The sequence below is a fragment of the Rickettsia typhi str. Wilmington genome (genome assembly GCF_000008045.1).
Classification (GTDB): domain Bacteria; phylum Pseudomonadota; class Alphaproteobacteria; order Rickettsiales; family Rickettsiaceae; genus Rickettsia; species Rickettsia typhi.
The window spans coordinates 608,739-626,819 of sequence record NC_006142.1; the positions used below are offsets into that span (position 1 = coordinate 608,739).

The window sequence follows — 18,081 nt, forward strand, 5'->3', positions numbered from 1 at the left end:
TCTAGATTGCCATACATTTTCTCAGTTACTACTCGCAATAACTCTACAGTATTAACGCATGTAATACCTGTTAACCTGGTCTATAAGCCGGATTCTGTATGAATATTAATTCATTGCAGTTATTTATCTAGGATAAACGTTACCGTTTACCTCAAGCGATCTACCCGCATTACAATCCAGTTAGAGGTAACCCGGGAATTTAAATAAATATTTAAATTCTGTAATGCCTATTTGATCTTGCTCTTGGTGGGGTTGACCATGCGTAACTTGTTGCCAACTTACCGGTGTGCTCTTACCACACCTTTTCACCCTTACCGAAAATACTCGGCGGTATCTTTTCTGTGGTACTAGCCCTAAAGTAATAATACTTTGCCGGATGTTAACCGGCACCATACCTCTATAGAGTCCGGACTTTCCTCGTGATTATCATCACGCAACTGCACGACCATTAAGAATTATGGTAACTTTTTTTTAATTAGTCAATAACATGTTCAAAGAATTTCAATTAGCGTATTAGGTTCTACAGAAAAATTTATTGTAATCATTGTACATAAATATGAATAACAATAATAAATTCATAATTTTAATTCTTTTTTTATTAAATATACCTTAATTTAACATTGCTACTATTTTTTCCCTACTGTATAAATATTGTAGTACTTAAAACATATACACTATTAGCAAACTTTGATATATGGTATGAATAAACTAATTTATTATTTTGGGAATAATGGTAGTGATGGAAACGCGAGCATGAAAAATATACTTGGTAATAAAGGTGCAGGTCTTGCTGAAATGTCCAACCTAAAACTACCTATTCCTAATGGCTTTACAATAACTACGGAATTATGTAATTACTTTTATAAGCACAATAATAACTTGCCAAAAAATTTTCAAAATGAATTACAACAAGCTATTACCAAACTTGAAATCACTACCGGAAAAATTTTTGGTAGTACGACAAGTAATCCTTTATTATTATCAGTTCGCTCAGGTTCTACAGTTTCGATGCCTGGAATGATGGATACTATACTTAATCTTGGAATGAATAATGAAGTGTGTAATGCTCTTGCTGATTCATGCGGTAATAAACTATTTGCTCTTGATAGTTACAGAAGATTTTTAGAGATGTACGGTTCAACTGTATTATCTATACCTAGCGATCTATTTGAACAAATTTATGAAAAACACAAGGTTCAGGCTGATATTTATAAAGATAGTGATATCACCGTAGAATTATTAGAAAAAATTATTGATGATTTTAAACGATTGCATATTAAGTATACTAAGCAACTAATCAAGGATCCTTATGAACAATTAGAATCGGCAATTAAAGCTGTGCTATATTCTTGGAAAAATAATAGAGCGATTGTATATAGAAAACTCAATAACATTTCAGAAGATTTTGGGACAGCTATTAATATTCAAGAAATGGTTTTCGGTAATTTAGGGAAAACGTCAGCTACGGGTGTTGTTTTTACTAGATCACCTTCTACAGGAGAAAAAAAACTATTTGGTGAGTTTTTAATCAATGCTCAAGGTGAAGACATAGTATCAGGAACTAGAACGCCTATGCCTATTATAGCAAATGATTCAAATTCTATGCAAGCAATGATGCCGGAAGTGTTTACCAAATTATCACAAATTGCAAAAAAGCTTGAAGAACATTATCTAGATATGCAGGATATAGAATTTACTATAGAAAATAATAAACTATATATACTACAAACACGTACTGCAAAAAGAACTGCTATAGCTGCTATTAATATTGCAGTACAAATGGTAGAAGAAAAACTTATTTCTAAAGAACAGGCATTAATGCGCATTGATCCGGAATCATTAAATCAATTATTACATACAAGAATTGATTACAGCAAGAAACTTACTGCTATTGCTGAGGGACTGCCAGCTTCTCCTGGTGCTGCAACAGGGATTGTAGTATTTTCGCCTTATGATGCTGAAAAATTATCTCATCATCATAAAGTAATTTTAGTACGTCATGATACCAGTCCTGAAGATATTAATGGAATGCATGTTGCTTCTGGTATTTTAACTATTAGAGGTGGAATGACTTCGCATGCCGCAGTTGTAGCAAGAGGCATGGGGAAACCTTGTGTTTGTGGTACAAATAATTTATCTATAGATGAGCAAAAGCAAATATTAATAGCAGGCGACATAGTGATTAAACAAGGAGATATTATAACAATTGATGGAGGTAGTGGTAAAATCTTTTTAGGTGAAATGCCGTTAATTCAACCTACTTTCAGTGAGGAATCAACGTTAATTTTAGATTGGGCAGACGAAATTAGCAGCTTAAAAGTTCGCGCCAATGCTGAAACTGTTAACGATGCTTTAGTATCTATAAAATTTGGTGCTCAAGGTATAGGTTTGTGTCGTAGCGAACATATGTTTTTTGATAAAAATAAAATTCCTTTAGTAAGGGAGATGATTATTGCTCCTGATATAGAACGTAGACAATGTGCATTGCAGAAATTATTACCACTACAAACTGAAGATTTTAAAGCGTTATTCAGAGTAATGAAAAATAAACCTGTGAATATTAGATTACTTGATCCGCCACTACATGAGTTTTTACCTACTACTGACGAGGATAAAAAAAATTTAGCACATAGCTTAAATTTACCGTTATCTATGATTCATCAACGTCTTCATGCAATGCATGAAGTAAATCCTATGCTTGGTCACCGTGGATGTAGACTTGGAATATGTTTACCGGAAATTTACCAAATGCAAATTGAAGCAATTTTGACAGCTATTTTTGAGCTACATAAAAAAGAACATATAGAATCTAATTTAGAACTAATGATTCCTTTAATTAGTAATGTAGCTGAAATAAAAAAGCTAAAAATGGATATTTATGCAGTAGTAAAAAAACTAGAACAACGTTATAGCTATAAATTTTCCTTTACACTTGGTACTATGATAGAACTTCCAAGGGCAGCACTTGGGAGTAAAAAAATAGCTAAGGAGGTTGACTATTTTAGTTTTGGGACTAATGATTTAACGCAAACTACATATGGCATTTCTAGAGATGATATTGCATCTTTTCTGCCATATTATTTAGAAGAAAAGATTTTTGAATCTGATCCATTTACTACTCTTGATGAAGAAGGAGTAGGAGAATTAATTAAAATTGCTATAAAACGAGGCAAAAGCAGCAATGCTAATTTAAAACTCGGAGCTTGCGGAGAGCATGCTGGAAACCCTACTTCAATCGCGTTTTTTCATAAGATGAATTTAAACTATGTTTCCTGCTCTCCATACCGAATCCCTATAGCAAGAATCGCTGCAGCTCAAGCCAAAATTAAACAAGGATCATAAACTTATTTGTATATTGACTTCTGCAACACTAAACTACTTAGGATGCAGTCAGTGTTATAGCTCTTTGTAAGAATTAAAAAATTATTTACAAATGATTATACGATATGAATTCTTTTGGGTTGTTCTATTTTACAATAAAATTGATTCGTACTATGATTTTATAATGCTTTGCTATGTTAAAACTATTACCTGCTATAAATTATCATTTTTTGGATTTCATCACTGATTGTACATGAATCTAGAAAAAAATATAATTGAAGTATTTATTTTAGTAATTTTTATAAGAGCTTTTTATCACTGCATTTTTATAATGAATTTTCGTATTGGTGGATATTTACTACAGAATTACTATATTTTGATCTTATTGAAAATAAGAGCTCTCTTACTTTCATTATGACTATTCACGCACACTATATTAAGGTGTACTGCAGTTTATAATTACTTTTTGCTTTCACTTTTTCACAGATTATTTTGATGGTATGTATTATTGGCATATTGCTTATTACATTTAGCATTTATAGTTTCTTTAGATACAAATAAAAAATTGTTGTAAATCCGGTGTGTTGTTTCTACTTGGATTATATAAACAGGAATGTACTCAATATTATAATGACGGACTATAGTGTTATATGTTTCTGGCTATTTTTTATGATTTATATCCTTAAACAAAATCAGAAAAAGTAATTATTGCTTATTTTTTCTATTTATTAAAAGAATATAAATTTTTTGTTGTGTAGATTTATATTTCTTGAACTTATTATTATAATAATACAAATTAGAGGAGACTCTTTATACATAGATTGTTATCCATACAACTGTCGCACTATAGATACTGTAGATATAAAGTGAGATCGCTATACTCCTTTTAAATATATAATCCTAGCTAAAAGCAGGAATTTATGCTTTTTTATTGTGATATTGTATCTTGACGCAATAATAAAAATTGAACTTTGTTGTATGATGATGATATAAAATTAAGATACGTAAAAATGATATAAAACCAATATAGATACAATAATGGATATAAAATATAATTTAGCTGCTGCTTACAGAATAATGGCATACTTGTCATTAGATGATCATACTTATACACATCTATCAGCACGATCTAAAAATGCAGATTTTTACTATATTTATCCTTTTGGGCTAAGATTCGAAGAAGTAACTACAGAGAATCTTTTAAAAGTTAGTCTAGATGGAAAAATTTTAGAAGGAGAAGAATATCAATATAATAAAACCGGTTACTTTATTCATGGTAGTATTTACAAAGCACGTCCTGATGTTTTCGCGATTTTTCATTATCATACTCCTGCATCTATTGCAGTTTCTTCTTTAAAATGTGGGCTTTTACCAATAAGTCAATGGGCATTACATTTTTACGATAGAATATCATACCATGATTATAATTCTCTAGTGCTAGATGCTGGGCAAAGCGCTAAATTTGTTAATGATCTTAAGCAAAATTACGTGATGTTGCTACGTAATCATGGTGCTATTATATGCGGCAAAACTATTCATGAAGCTATGTTTTATACTTATCATTTAGAACAAGCTTGTAAAACACAATGTTTGCTAAATTCAACAATACAACAAGAACTTATAATTCCTTCCGTAGAAATATGTAAGAAAACGGTAAAAGATTTATTATCTTTTGAAGAAGATTTAGGAAAACGTGATTGGGAAGCATGGCTGCGACTTATAAATATGTGATTGTTACAATGCATATATTCTCTAATACTTTTATACTAAGTAGTTATGGTAACTGCTAATGTATAGTTTTGATTGTTTCCACTATCAATAAATTCATAAATTTTGTTGTAACAATAAAACTCTTTTTAAATAATGCTTTTCTAGTGCCTCTATGCCAATAATAGCACTCTATTTCATCTTGTCATATTTAAGAATTATAAAATATCAAGCAAGAAGAACTCTCTAAAAGGCTAAAATTGTATCATATATTATCATTAGAAGTATTTGTTGCATTAGATTTACATAAATTAGCAAATTGCACAGCTTCATTACAAGATGTTAAGAATATTAAAGATCAGTTTAAATACGCCATAAGACCAAAATTTAAATTATTTTAATAACTTACGAGTTGTTTACATATTTCATTACCACAATCTTTGTAGCTTATCTATATTTCATTTATGACAATCACTATATAACAAAATTATACATTTTCTAGATTTTACTTATTATTGTATTCATGATGAATGAGTAATAATATAAATTACAACTTAAAATCAAATATTATCTTTTAATCGTAAATCAATTATATATTTTTTACTTCTGATTAAGAATTAATTGATGTCTAAAACAGCTACCGTAATATTATGTTCAGGGTAGTACTAGTATCTTTTTAAGGAATATATCACGCTTCAATATGACTTATTTCTAATAAAAACTATAGGCTATGATTTTTCCCTATTAATGGTTAAGTACAATGTGATTTCGATATGTAAAGTATGAATCATTTTATTAATACTAGTAAAGTAGGAATACTATCTATTTTTTAATGTTGTTTGGTGCATCAATTCAATTATTGGATAGTAATTTTTCTCTTGATCCATTAAAAGATAAATTAAGAGTTATTCATCAATTATTTAATTACGATAGCTGATAATATTTTTTCATTATAAGGTACTTGCATATGATATGAGCGTCTTTTGCTTGGATATTTAAATGGGTTTGTATAAGTATCTTCAGTAAGATTTTTTATATCTTTCACACCTGATTCATTAAGCTTGAATTCTACAAAAGCTGGTAAATCAAACATATAATGATTTTCTTTTATTGAGTTTATAAAAAATTGTTTGTTGTTAATATCCTTACTTAAGAAAGTTTTATAATATTTATCATCAACTTCATATGAACTTTGTGCTATAGCTGGACCTATCACTGCTATTAAATTCTTGGCTCCTGTTTCAACCATTTTAGTCACTATATTACTAATAATATTATTTATACTTCCTTGCCAACCTGCATGTGCAGCTCCTATTATTTTACCGTCATCGCTTGCAAGTAATACCGGCACACAATCTGCGGATTGTACTGTTAATACTAAATTTTTCTTAGTTGTAATGCTTCCATCTGCTTCAGGTATAGTCATTATATGCTCATCAGCATTAACAATTTGATTGCTATGTACTTGATTTAAAATTAAAATATCTTGTGCTTTAAAATAATTAGTAATAGATTCTATGTTTGCCACTATTTCTGCGTCATATATAGAGTAATTTTTTTGTATATATCTATGACTCGAGTTGTTGAATGTTTTATCAAAAATTTTATAATAAACTGATTTATGTATTAATCTTTCCATGAAGATACCATATATTAATTATAATAATTTTATTAATACTTTATCTAACAATTTACAAAAAAATAAACAGTTAGAAAAAATAATAGAACAATTTTATCAAGACTATCAGCTCATCCCTATTATAGGCGTAGAAATAGAGTTTTATTTAAGTAACAATATTGATATAGCTAACTTTGAAATACTTTCACGCGAATACTTATCTAAATTTAAAATTTCTAAAATCAAAAAAGAAAAAGGAAATAACCAATTTGAAATAGCACTTCCTCCTTCTATAAATTTAATACAATATATCAAAAATATATTAGAGGTTAAAAAGATTTTAAAAAAAAGTGCAAAGCAGTTAAACGGTTATATAGATTTTTCTCCTAAGCCGTTTTTGGATGATTATGGTAATAGTATGCATTTTCATATTAATTTTAATTCTGAATTACATGATTATTATATATTGGCAGCACAAGGGATATGTCACTATATGCTAGATACACTACTAGTTTTTATGCCTACTACTTTAGATTATTTACGGATAAATAAAAAATTTATGTCTCCTACGCATGTATCATATGGTGGTAATAATAGAAGCGTAGCCGTACGGACTCCAAATTCTTTACCAAAACGTTTAGAACATCGCTTATCTTCTCCTGAAACTGATCCATATATAGCAATGTTTACTATTTTAAAGTCAATATTGTTAGCTTTAACTTTTCCAAATTCCATCAAAAAAATAGAAAAAATTTACGGTAATGCTTTCGATCCTCAATATAATTTAACTCCATTACCTACATCATTCCAGGAGAGTTCTATGTTATTTAAACCAGAATTTTTTACATAATTTGTATTATCTATAAAACTTAAAAAGTCAAAAATATTTGAATATAAAACTTATGTAATTGTCAACTTATTTTTTTAAAAACTAAATAACGTATGTCAGTGCTTTAAGCCGCACTTTGCTCTACATTTGCATAATTTTGCATTAGATAATTAAATTCTGCACCATAAATAAATATCATATTTATAATATAGAAAAATATTAATGTCACGATTATACTTCCAAGGGAACCATACATGAGATTTAGTTGATTATAGTATACTATATATGTTGAAAGTAAATACCCACTGATTATCCATAATACTACAGTTAATACAGCTCCTGGAAATACATCAACAAAATTTAGTTTTACATTAGGTAATATATAATACAAAGATGATGCGCCTAAAAATAATAAAATTAAAATTAAAGAATATCTTATAAAATTTAAAATGATCTTATATTGTTCAATGGTCTCTAATATTATTGGTATTTTTGTGAATATTATTGGAATCACGACTAAAAGAAACATAGTAAAGGTAATTAAGGCACTAATTATAAGAAATTGTATGATACTAAGTAATCTTCTTCTTATATAAGGTGGTGGAGATTTAATTTGATATACACGATTTAAAATAGTCCTTAAACATTCCACAAAAGAAGAAGCAGTCCAAATACTGCCTATGATTGCAAGATTCATTAAACTTTGAGGAGGAGCACTTAGTAATTCTCGTATTCTTTTTTCTATTGATTCCGTTGCTTGTTCCGGAAGACTTTCTAGAAAAATTTGTATAAAATTTTGACCAAGTTCTGAAGCACCTAAAAAGCTTGTTAAAGCTAATAAGAATACTAAGAAAGGGAAAATAGATAAAAGTATCATAAATGACATATATCCAGAATGTTCAACGCCATCATCTTTTATTGTTCTAAATAAAGCTACATAAAGACAATTTAAAATTTTTCTCATTATCATTATTAAGTTGTGATTATTAATTTTATATTTAACCTTAAATAAGTTCACTGTACAAAATGAAACTATTTATTCAAAATATTCATGTAGAAATAAAATTTTCTCTTGCATTAATTTTATATTTTTCTATAATACACCAAAATTTTGGTTTTTTATAAATTTGATGCTTTATAAGTTTTAACAACATAATCATAATATTAATATTTTATCTTTTAAACAATTGTAAAATTTTTATGATATTTTTTATTTGATAAAATAATTGTGTATTATTCTTTAATAATTATTTTAACAAATGATTACAAAAAACTTAAAAATATTATTTTATAGTTGCTTATAATGCTAATTTATGATATTATTTCTACTTACAATTGGATAAGTTTAATGGTATAAAATTACTAATAGCCAAATGTTTTATATAATATAGGATAATATTATTTATGTTCAAAGAAAATTTTTAAATATAGACATAATTAGTAATCAAGGAGAAGATAATGGGTAGAAAAAACGATATTATACAAAAAATCGATAGCTTTATTGGTCAAAAAATTTATTCTTTAAGACTTGCTAAAGGATTGTCGCGTCAACAACTTGCTGAAGTCATTGATGTTACTCATCAACAATTACAAAAATACGAAAAAGCAATTAATAGAATTTCTGTAGGAAGACTAGTATTAATCGCAGAAGCTTTAGATAGAAATATTGATTATTTCTTTGAAGGTTTAGAAGAAGCTAATAAACCGCAGCCTGTGCATACTCAACATCAACGTATGTGTATTGAAGTTTCAAGAAATTTTATGAAAATTAATAGTACAGAAGAACAACAAGCAATTAATAATTTAGTAAAATGCTTAGCTGGTAAAGAAAAACTAAAAACTAATGTATAAAGATAAGTGAACCTCATTATTATATCTTGACACCATTTATGTCATTCCAACTTTTACCTAGGAATGACATTATAAATTATAAAATACAAATCTTGATTAGCGTTGCGGAACAGAAGACTCTTTTTTAATATGTGTTGATTTATTTAAATTTTCAGACTGAATACTATCTCTTGCATTTATTAATGCACCCATAATTTTTATATTGTCTTTAATACCAACCCTATCTCTTTCTACTACCATTTTAGCTTTTTGAATATATGGTTCGTCTTTACTTATAGGTTCTAATTCAGACTTTCCTGATACTACTCTTACATCTTCCGTTTTAGCACTAAGGTTTTCAATTGTTTCTGCTCGTTTTTGTGCCTGTGCTTTTAATAAATTATCTATAATTTGTAAACGTACTTCTCTAGATAAAGTTTTATTATCAATTAAATGAGATTTAATGAAATTTTGCTGTTCTTCAGTAGAAGATTTATTATCAAATGCCTTTACTAGCTCATCTACTTTTTTTGTTGATTCATCTTTTTTTTCTTCAAAAGTTTTAAGATTAGCATCTTGAGAGAGCATAGCTCGCAAATTATTGACTTTCTCAATTGTACGCTGAGAGATATCATTTAATAGGCTAGAAGTGTTTTTTGGTACTTCTTCTGAGACTTCACGTTTTCCGTGGTTATCATCTAAAAAAGTTTTAATATTTAATTCATTAGCAACATCTTGCGTTTTGTTATATATATCATCACGAAGTTTAGATTCTTCTATATTTTTCTCTTTTAACTCTCCATCTAAATTTTGTATTTCTTTATCTAAAACTCTCTCACTTACTATATCTTGAGATTTTTTAAGTACTTCTTTCTCAGATTGATTAATATTACTATTAGCTATCACACTAGAAATTGCATGAACAACTGCCTTGTCTCCTTTTACTTCATAAATTCCATTTACTAACCCTTCAGTGATTAGCTCTCTCTCACGTAAATCAGTCTTACTTTCGACAATACCTTTTGCCACTGACTCCATAATCACTCCTTTATCATATAAAGGTAAAGAAGTATCACTATGAGTCGCTATAATCTTGCCTATACCTTTAACAATCTCTGTTTTGTCTTTAGGTTCAAGTGCACTTTCTGCCACTTTTTGAGTAACTACTTGAATTAATTCACTTTTTATCTCTACTGGAACTGGACTATCTAGAACATTAGCTGTAATAACTTGTATATTTGTTGTTTTTAATACAGTATTACTGAAAGGATCCAGTAAAATATTATTTACTTTTTCTATTGTATCTCTTTTAGTGTGTTCTGTCGTAATCTTATCTAAATTCTGATGGATCAATTGCTGTTGTTCCGGACTAATAACTTTTGTTTCTACAGCTTTCTTTAACATAGAACCTAACAATTTTTGTTTTGTTATATTGCTGAATTCATAGCTATTAACTTGATCAAATATTGTCATAAATATTTGCTCTTTATCTTTATTAGCAATATTACTTTTTATTACAGCATCCGTAATACTATCAATTGCTACAGCTCTACTTATATCATCTTTAATACTTAAACTGACATCTACTACCTTCTCTAATATTTGCTGTTTTTGTTTTAGTTCTATATTCTCTGAGTTTAATGTAATAGCTACTGTAGCTTCAAGTATTTTTGATTTTTGTATGTCTAGTGTATTCTGATCATTTTGTATAGTTTCTAATAATGCACTGACTACATTTACTTTAGCGTCTGCTATAATGTCTTTATTAGAGAGTGTATTTTCAGTTAAAGCAATTATATTATACTGCTTTTCAGCAAAATCACTTTTCTTATTATTAAGAATTGTGTTAGCTGCTTCCTTAATTAAATCGCTTTGCTTATTGATGTCTTGTTTTTGTGTTAAAGATGCATTTATATTATGTAACAAATCTTGCATACTTATTGATAAAGCATGAGCTGCATTCAGTACTAGATTTGGAATTCCTGAAGATTGAGCTTGTTGTGGTTGCAATTGATGTGTTTGTGAAATTTCAGGTTGTAGTGGTTTATTGAACGTAGTGATTGGTGGCACTTGTTGATTAGAATGTGTTTCAATAGATAATTCTAATTCTTGATTTGGAGTTATTATTGGTGTATGTCTCACATGAGATGGACCTTGTACCTTTGTTAAATCTTCAGCTATAGTTTGTGATAAGTCAACGCTCTGCCCATTGTTTAGTGCTACCTCTTTCATCATTGCTTTATACTTACCACGTGTAACTGCAAGCGTATAAATTTCTCCACCATGCTCAATATAAGCTACTGCATCATCACCAGTGCCTACAAATTTTAAAGGTTGTGGTGAACTGATTTCTTTAAGTTGTGGTTTACCATTTGGCCCTTCTTCATAGTGTGCAGTAAAATATACTGCTTTATCTTTAGCTGGTTTTGTACCATCAGCTTTTAATGCTACCATAGATAAATGCATTGACCCATCGGCTTTATCAAGTTTTATAGGAAAATCTATCTCTCTATATGAGTTGATTTGAACCTGAGTACCATCTTGTTTGGCTACAATCAGAGAATTAGTTTTAATAGTTGTTTCATTTAAGGTACATAATTCTTCACCTGCATCATTTTTAACTACCGTAGATCTAAGATCACTTGCACTAACTTGATTTTCCCACTGTACTGGTTGGAATCCACCTGGATATCCACTCGCAGCACTATATGTAGAGAGAATATTTCTATAACCGACTATTTCAACTTCTTCTAGGTTCTTTTTCGTCTCCGGATCTTCAAAAGCTTTATTAATTAAAGCATAATTATCTTGATTACTCAAAAAAGCACGGAATTTTTTATCGTCTTCTTCTTTTGCTATTTGTGCAGCGAGTTCTGGATTTGTATTAGCCAAATATTCCCTTAATATATCTCTTTGTTTTTCAAGGATTTCTTTTCTTATAGCTTCAGTTATTGGATCTGATTTCTGATCACCATGTGGGAGACTGTTTGATAAAACACTAATTGAAGGTGTAGATTGAGAAGAAGATGCAACTATAAAACCATCATCAACTATATCTAGTATAGATTGAGAAAAAAATTCTTGTTCTTGTTGCATTTGTTGTTGTTTTTCTGCTTCCGTAAATTCTCTATTTAAAGGATCAAATTCACTTATATCTTGGTTATCGTTTTTACTCATAAAACCTCTAATTTAACAAAAAATTAATTAGCACAAACTAAATGTTATACCAAGACCTGTGAGCTAGATCCAAAAAAATCATCCAAAAGATCCAGTGCTTAACTTAAGCCACAAGATTATAGAGGAAAAAACTGGATTTTTGCTTTTGCTGTAATAACATAACCTACCACTTTCATAGTTTGTGTTATACTATTAAAGATAGTATAAAGAGATTATAGTAATATCAAGAAAAAAATTTAGATTATTTTTGCGAAAATTTAATAGAATTTTTATATTCTTTATTTAGTTCTTTAGTAGCCCAAATCCAAGTTAAGCAAGTGAGGATAAATATAATCATTAAACAGATTGAAATAGATTGATAACTAGAAGAAGGTAATATTATAAATATCAATGATTGTAAAAATGCACTACCGGATTTACCAAGTTTTGTACCTATAACATCGGCAGCGGCCTTGCCACTTATTTTGATTTCTGGTTCTAAAGGAACATAAGCCATTTCTTTTGTAGAATCAAATAAGGTATATTTGCTTGATTTACTAAGTACATTTTGAATAGCACCTATTGTTATCGCAACTAAAGCAGGATCAGTTAAAATAAAATTTGCTATTATTAAACCGGCAAAGCCTTCAAAATTATTAAAGGCAAAAAATAATATACCGGTAATAAAAACTATTGAAGGTGTTATCACAGCTGAAGTAAACCAGCCAATTCTTCTAACTATATTTGAACCAAGTAGCACAAAGAAAATAGTAAATACTCCAGTATAGCTCAAATAACTTCCTATAAAAGCTGCATATTCAGTTGGAGTTTTATAAATTTTAGTTGCTGCTGCTTTCCAAGGGCCTTCTACTAAATTAATTGCAATACCATAGCAAATAAGCAAAGTTGCAATTAATCTAATATGTCTTGATGATAGAATCATCTGAAAACTTTTAGCAATAGTAATAGATTTATTTTTTGTTTTGAACCTGAGCAATGACATATGCTTTTTGTCTAGTACTTTATGATTAAGCAACCAAAAAGTTTTTATCGATACTATGCCTAAAATTAATACTATAGTTAGTATAATTTGTATAGAAAGTGTGTGAAAAGACGATTGTAATGCAAATTTATCAGTGATATAATAATTAATTTTACTTAAATTTTCTAGAAAATGTCCTGCTAAATAAATACCTGTTTGACTCAGTAAACCAAATAATGGATAAAATCTTTTCGATTCTTCTACTGTAGTAATATTATTCACAAACTGCCAAAACAGTAATGCAAAGACTACATTTGGCCATAATTCGGCTATTATATAAAATAGTGAAAAACTCCATTTTGATAAAAGAAGTATAAACCATTTTAAATTCGGTAAACTTGTTGTTAAATTATGCACGGTTACAGGCCTTAAATGCAGTATTTCATGATTTGGGAAAATAACGTATGCAAATAAAGCAAAGAATATTAAAAAAATTGATATAATCAGATAAAATATATTTTCTGCTTTCATCCTATTGACAAGTTTAACATACATAACAGTTATTAAAAAAGCTGACGGCATCACACCCCAAAACTTCAAAAATGATATAGTCTCGGCACCTATCATAGTAGTAACAATACTATCTTTTAAAGCTCTGATAAGATTTTGAATAAATAAAATACAGAACATTAATAAGGTAATGAATAAAAACTTAGAAATTTCATTGCGTTTTATAGGCCAGATATAATCTGTAAGTTTAGAAAAATGGCTATTGATTTTAGAAAAAGAATTTTCTATATTACTGGCGTTAATCGTCATTATTTAGTCTAACCTATGTCTATTGGCTAGAATTATATATTAAAGATTTTCTAAACTTAAGTCAAGGAGATACTCGTTTAATTTTTAAATTTGATACGTTGTCTTAATAAGCTCTGTAGTGCTAATACATTAAATAAGCTCCTTGCATTTTATAGACTCTTTAGCTCTTATTGAAATTAAACTGCATCTATCAATTTTTCAGTATATTCATGAGTAATTATTGGTTAAATTTTTATAAACCAAAAGGTATAAGTTCTGCTAAACTTGTTAATATAGTAAAAAAAATAATCGGTAAAACTAAGATAGGACATGCCGGTACTTTAGATGTAGAAGCGGAAGGAATATTACCTCTTGCAGTAGGTGAAGCTACAAAACTAATACAGTTGCTCATTGATGCTAAGAAAACCTATATTTTTAGTGTAAAATTTGGTGCACAAACAGATAACGGAGATTATACTGGTAAAGTAATAGCATCAAAAAATTATATACCTTCTCAAGAAGAGGCATATGCAGTATGTTCTAAATTTATAGGTAACATAAAACAAATACCACCGATGTTTTCTGCTATTAAAGTTAATGGTATAAGAGCGTATAAATTAGCTAGAGAAGGGAAAGTAGTAGAATTAAAGCCACGCAATGTAACTATATATGATCTAAAATGTTTAAATTTCGACAAAGAAAAAGCTATTGCTACATACTATACGGAATGCTCAAAAGGTACTTATATAAGGACTTTAACAGAAGATTTGGCATTATCCTTGCAAAGTTTAGGATTTGTGATAGAATTACGCCGTACTCAGGTTGGAATATTTAAAGAAGAGAATGCTATTCACATTAAAGCATCTGACGCAATTACTAAAAATTTTATAGACAAAAAAAGTATAAAGATAGAAGCAATACTGGACGACATCCTGGTTCTTGATGCAACCGATGATCAAGCACAGAAAATTAAATATGGACAAAAATGCGTATTTGATTATGAAGAAGACGTTAATTTTTTATGGGTTCGGTATAATGGTACTCTGCTTGCAATAGGTAGCTTAAACAAGAGTTGTTTTAATTCTTTACGAGTATTTAATTTATTATAACATTTAAGTTAAGGAGAAATTATCGATGTCGATTACTACAGAACGTAAACAACAATTAATTAAAGAATATGCTATCACTGAAAATGATACTGGTTCAAGCGCAGTGCAATGTGCTATCTTAACTGAAAGAATCAATAATTTAACTGAGCATTTTAAATCTAATCATAAAGATCATACTTCAAGACGCGGATTATTAATTTTAGTTGGGCGTCGTCGTAGACTACTTAACTATATTAAAAAGAATAATGTTAGCGAATATTTAGATTTAATAACTAAGCTAGGTATCAGAAAGATTAAGTAGTATAAGTATTATACCGCAACTTAATTGAGTGTAAGCACGTGACTTGACCATTTGATCTTATATATGTTGAAAAATAAGATTAAGTGGTTGATGATTACTGGACTAGATATTTAATAGAATATAAATTATGAAATGAGATAAATAGATGTTTAATGAAATAACTAAGAGCGTGATATGGAATAGGCAAGTGCTTGAGATTAGTACAGGTAAAATAGCAAGACAAGCTGATGCAGCAGTTACTGTAAAAATGGGTAATTCAATTTTATTATGTACGTGTGTAGTAGCGAACAAAGTGAAAGATGGTATAGGATTTTTCCCTTTAACAATTAATTATAGAGAAATGGCATATTCTGCTGGTAAGATACCAGGGGGGTTTTTAAAACGTGAAGGGAAAGCATCAGATAAAGAAATTTTAGTATCTCGTTTAATAGATAGACCAATTAGACCATTATTTCATCAAGCTTTTATACATGAAACGCATATAACTTGCAGTGTTCTTTCATATGATCCTGAAACTCCTGTAGATATACTTGCAATTATAGGTGCATCTGCTGCACTTAGCATATCCCCTGCCCCTTATCTAGAAATAGTTGCTGCAAGTAAAGTAGGTTTAATTAATGGTGAATTTGTTTTAAATCCTACACTTGAATTATTAAAAACAAGTCAGCTTGATTTAGTAGTAGCAGGAACAAAAGATTCAGTGATGATGGTTGAATCAGAAGCACATTTACTCTCTGAAGAAAAAATGTTAGAAGCAATAAAATTTGGATTTGAAAATTTCCAGACAGTCATCAAGCTAATTAAAGAATTCGCGAAAGAAGCTAAAAAGCCTAAATTCGAAATGCAAGATTTATATCCTTCTTCATTAAAGAAAGAAATTGGGAAATTATTTGCAAAAGAAATTGAACAAGCTTTTGCGATAAAATCTAAGCAGGAACGTAATGCTAATTTAGCTTTAATACATGAAAAAGTTCTTACACATTTTGTATGCGATATAGAAAATAAAAAATATAATAATTATCAAATTGAATCAACTTTAAAAGCTATTTCAGCAGATATATTACGTAATAAAATTTTAGAACAAAATATACGTATTGATGGAAGAAGCACAACAGATATAAGACAAATTGCTTGTGAAGTAGGTTTATTACCATCAGCACACGGATCAGCTTTATTTACTAGAGGTGAAACGCAAAGTTTAGTTAGTACTACATTTGGGACTAGTTTAGATGAGCAAATAGTTGACAGTTTAGAAGGTGAATATAAAGAACGTTTTATGCTAAATTATATATTCCCGCCCTATTCTGTCAATGAAGCAATGCCAATGAAAGCTCCTAGTCGTCGTGAAGTTGGACACGGTAAACTTGCATGGCGTGCTATTAATCCAATATTACCTAATAAAGTACAATTTCCTTATTCTATTAGAGTAGTTGCTGAAACTACTGAGTCTAACGGTTCTTCTTCGATGGCAACTGTTTGCGGTAGTTCTCTTGCTTTAATGTATGCTGGCGTGCCAATAAAAGCACCGGTTGCTGGTATTGCTATGGGTCTTATTAAGGAAGGTGATAAATTTGCTATATTATCGGATATTATCGGTGATGAAGATTATTTCGGTGATATGGATTTTAAAGTTGCAGGCACTAGTAAAGGGATTACTGCATTACAAATGGATATTAAAATATCAGGAATAGATTTTAAAATAATCCAAGTAGCTTTAGAGCAAGCACGACACGGTCGTTTGCATATACTGGAGCAAATGAATAAAATTATCAGTAAACCAAATAGTGAACTAAGTAAAAACGCCCCTTCTTCTACTACTATAAAAATAGACAAAGATAAAATTAAAGATATTATAGGGCCAGGTGGTAAAATAATAAAGGAAATTTGTGAAACTAGTAATGCGAAAATAGATATAAGCGATGACGGCACGGTTTCTGTTTATGCTGCAGATAGGGATAAGATAAAAGTTGCATTGGATAAAATTAAAGCGATTGCTGTTGAGCCTGAAATTGGTGAAATATTTAACGGTACGGTAATGAAAGTTTTAGATTCTGGTGCTTTTATTAATTATTTAGGGAATAAAGACGGCTTTGTTCATATTAGTGAAATTTCAGAAACAAGAATAGACAAGGTTAGCAGTGTTTTAAAACAAGGTGATATAGTAAAAGTTAAGCTAATAGGCTTTGATAATAAAGGTAAAGCAAAACTAACTATTAAAAATGCTTGCAAAGATCACTCTTTAAATAATCCAAAACAAAAAAATAATGTTAAAGAAGATTCAGAACCTGAGCAGCGACGTGATGCTAGTAAAAAACGTACTTGGAATGAAGATAATAATACTGAAATGTCTGAAGTAATTACAGAACGTAAATATTTTACATAACCGTTATTGTAAGAAGTGTTAAACCGCGTTTTAATCAAATGAAACCA

General features: G+C 29.2%; 11 protein-coding genes and 1 other RNA gene. 7 read left to right on the plus strand and 5 right to left on the minus strand.

The features are described 5' to 3' along the window. Window positions 1-67 precede the first annotated feature (67 nt). An RNA gene (gene rnpB, locus RT_RS04350) (RNase P RNA component class A) lies at window positions 68-451 on the minus strand. A 248-nt stretch (window positions 452-699) separates the two neighbouring features. On the opposite strand from rnpB, the gene ppdK reads away from it, so the two are divergent. Both ppdK and RT_RS02395 read left to right on the plus strand, forming a co-directional pair. After that, window positions 700-3,342, plus strand: a complete 2,643-nt coding sequence (gene ppdK / locus RT_RS02390) for a pyruvate, phosphate dikinase (protein WP_011190933.1) — start codon at window positions 700-702, stop codon at window positions 3,340-3,342. 1,017 nt (window positions 3,343-4,359) lie between these two features. Continuing rightward, window positions 4,360-5,052, plus strand: coding sequence for a class II aldolase/adducin family protein (locus RT_RS02395; protein ID WP_011190934.1), 693 nt, complete (start codon window positions 4,360-4,362; stop codon window positions 5,050-5,052). Window positions 5,053-5,944: 892 nt separating this feature from the next. On the opposite strand, the gene pgeF is transcribed toward RT_RS02395, so the two are convergent. Beyond that, window positions 5,945-6,667 (minus strand): peptidoglycan editing factor PgeF, encoded by a 723-nt coding sequence (pgeF, locus tag RT_RS02400; RefSeq protein WP_011190936.1) that lies wholly within the window; start codon window positions 6,665-6,667, stop codon window positions 5,945-5,947. On the opposite strand from pgeF, the gene RT_RS02405 reads away from it, so the two are divergent. Then, entirely contained in the window at window positions 6,666-7,496 is an 831-nt protein-coding gene (locus RT_RS02405) for a glutamine synthetase (protein ID WP_011190937.1), read from the plus strand. The genes pgeF and RT_RS02405 overlap by 2 nt on opposite strands. Window positions 7,497-7,599: 103 nt before the next feature. Here the strand turns inward: RT_RS02405 and RT_RS02410 are convergent, their stop codons facing one another. Further along, window positions 7,600-8,439: a YihY/virulence factor BrkB family protein gene (locus RT_RS02410; protein WP_014419440.1), complete on the minus strand. Its 840-nt coding sequence runs from the start codon at window positions 8,437-8,439 to the stop codon at window positions 7,600-7,602. Between the two features lie 494 nt (window positions 8,440-8,933). On the opposite strand from RT_RS02410, the gene RT_RS02415 reads away from it, so the two are divergent. Next, window positions 8,934-9,326: a helix-turn-helix domain-containing protein gene (locus tag RT_RS02415; RefSeq protein ID WP_004597739.1), complete on the plus strand. Its 393-nt coding sequence runs from the start codon at window positions 8,934-8,936 to the stop codon at window positions 9,324-9,326. Window positions 9,327-9,422: 96 nt separating this feature from the next. On the opposite strand, the gene RT_RS02420 is transcribed toward RT_RS02415, so the two are convergent. Further along, entirely contained in the window at window positions 9,423-12,482 is a 3,060-nt protein-coding gene (locus tag RT_RS02420; RefSeq protein ID WP_011190939.1) for a Sca4 family spreading effector, read from the minus strand. Window positions 12,483-12,723: 241 nt separating this feature from the next. Next, a complete protein-coding gene (gene tlc4 / locus RT_RS02425; protein ID WP_011190940.1) occupies window positions 12,724-14,262 on the minus strand; it encodes an NTP/NDP exchange transporter Tlc4 in 1,539 nt (512 codons plus the stop codon). Between the two features lie 209 nt (window positions 14,263-14,471). Here tlc4 and truB point away from each other — a divergent pair, with 209 nt between their 5' ends. From truB to pnp, 3 genes are all read left to right on the plus strand, one after another. Beyond that, window positions 14,472-15,350, plus strand: a complete 879-nt coding sequence (truB, locus tag RT_RS02430) for a tRNA pseudouridine(55) synthase TruB (RefSeq protein WP_011190941.1) — start codon at window positions 14,472-14,474, stop codon at window positions 15,348-15,350. 25 nt (window positions 15,351-15,375) lie between these two features. After that, complete coding sequence (rpsO, locus tag RT_RS02435; RefSeq protein ID WP_011190942.1) at window positions 15,376-15,651, plus strand: 30S ribosomal protein S15; 276 nt, start codon at window positions 15,376-15,378, stop codon at window positions 15,649-15,651. 145 nt (window positions 15,652-15,796) lie between these two features. After that, complete coding sequence (gene pnp, locus RT_RS02440; RefSeq protein ID WP_011190943.1) at window positions 15,797-18,034, plus strand: polyribonucleotide nucleotidyltransferase; 2,238 nt, start codon at window positions 15,797-15,799, stop codon at window positions 18,032-18,034. Window positions 18,035-18,081 lie beyond the last annotated feature (47 nt).

Coding starts and splice junctions, on each gene's coding strand:
- RT_RS02415 (WP_004597739.1), top strand. CDS start 8,934: ATGGGTAGAAAAAACGATATTATACAAAAAATCGATAGCTTTATTGGT.
- tlc4 (WP_011190940.1), bottom strand. CDS start 14,262: ATGACGATTAACGCCAGTAATATAGAAAATTCTTTTTCTAAAATCAAT.
- pnp (WP_011190943.1), top strand. CDS start 15,797: ATGTTTAATGAAATAACTAAGAGCGTGATATGGAATAGGCAAGTGCTT.
- pgeF (WP_011190936.1), bottom strand. CDS start 6,667: ATGGAAAGATTAATACATAAATCAGTTTATTATAAAATTTTTGATAAA.
- truB (WP_011190941.1), top strand. CDS start 14,472: ATGAGTAATTATTGGTTAAATTTTTATAAACCAAAAGGTATAAGTTCT.
- ppdK (WP_011190933.1), top strand. CDS start 700: ATGAATAAACTAATTTATTATTTTGGGAATAATGGTAGTGATGGAAAC.
- rpsO (WP_011190942.1), top strand. CDS start 15,376: ATGTCGATTACTACAGAACGTAAACAACAATTAATTAAAGAATATGCT.
- RT_RS02410 (WP_014419440.1), bottom strand. CDS start 8,439: ATGAGAAAAATTTTAAATTGTCTTTATGTAGCTTTATTTAGAACAATA.
- RT_RS02420 (WP_011190939.1), bottom strand. CDS start 12,482: ATGAGTAAAAACGATAACCAAGATATAAGTGAATTTGATCCTTTAAAT.
- RT_RS02405 (WP_011190937.1), top strand. CDS start 6,666: ATGAAGATACCATATATTAATTATAATAATTTTATTAATACTTTATCT.
- RT_RS02395 (WP_011190934.1), top strand. CDS start 4,360: ATGGATATAAAATATAATTTAGCTGCTGCTTACAGAATAATGGCATAC.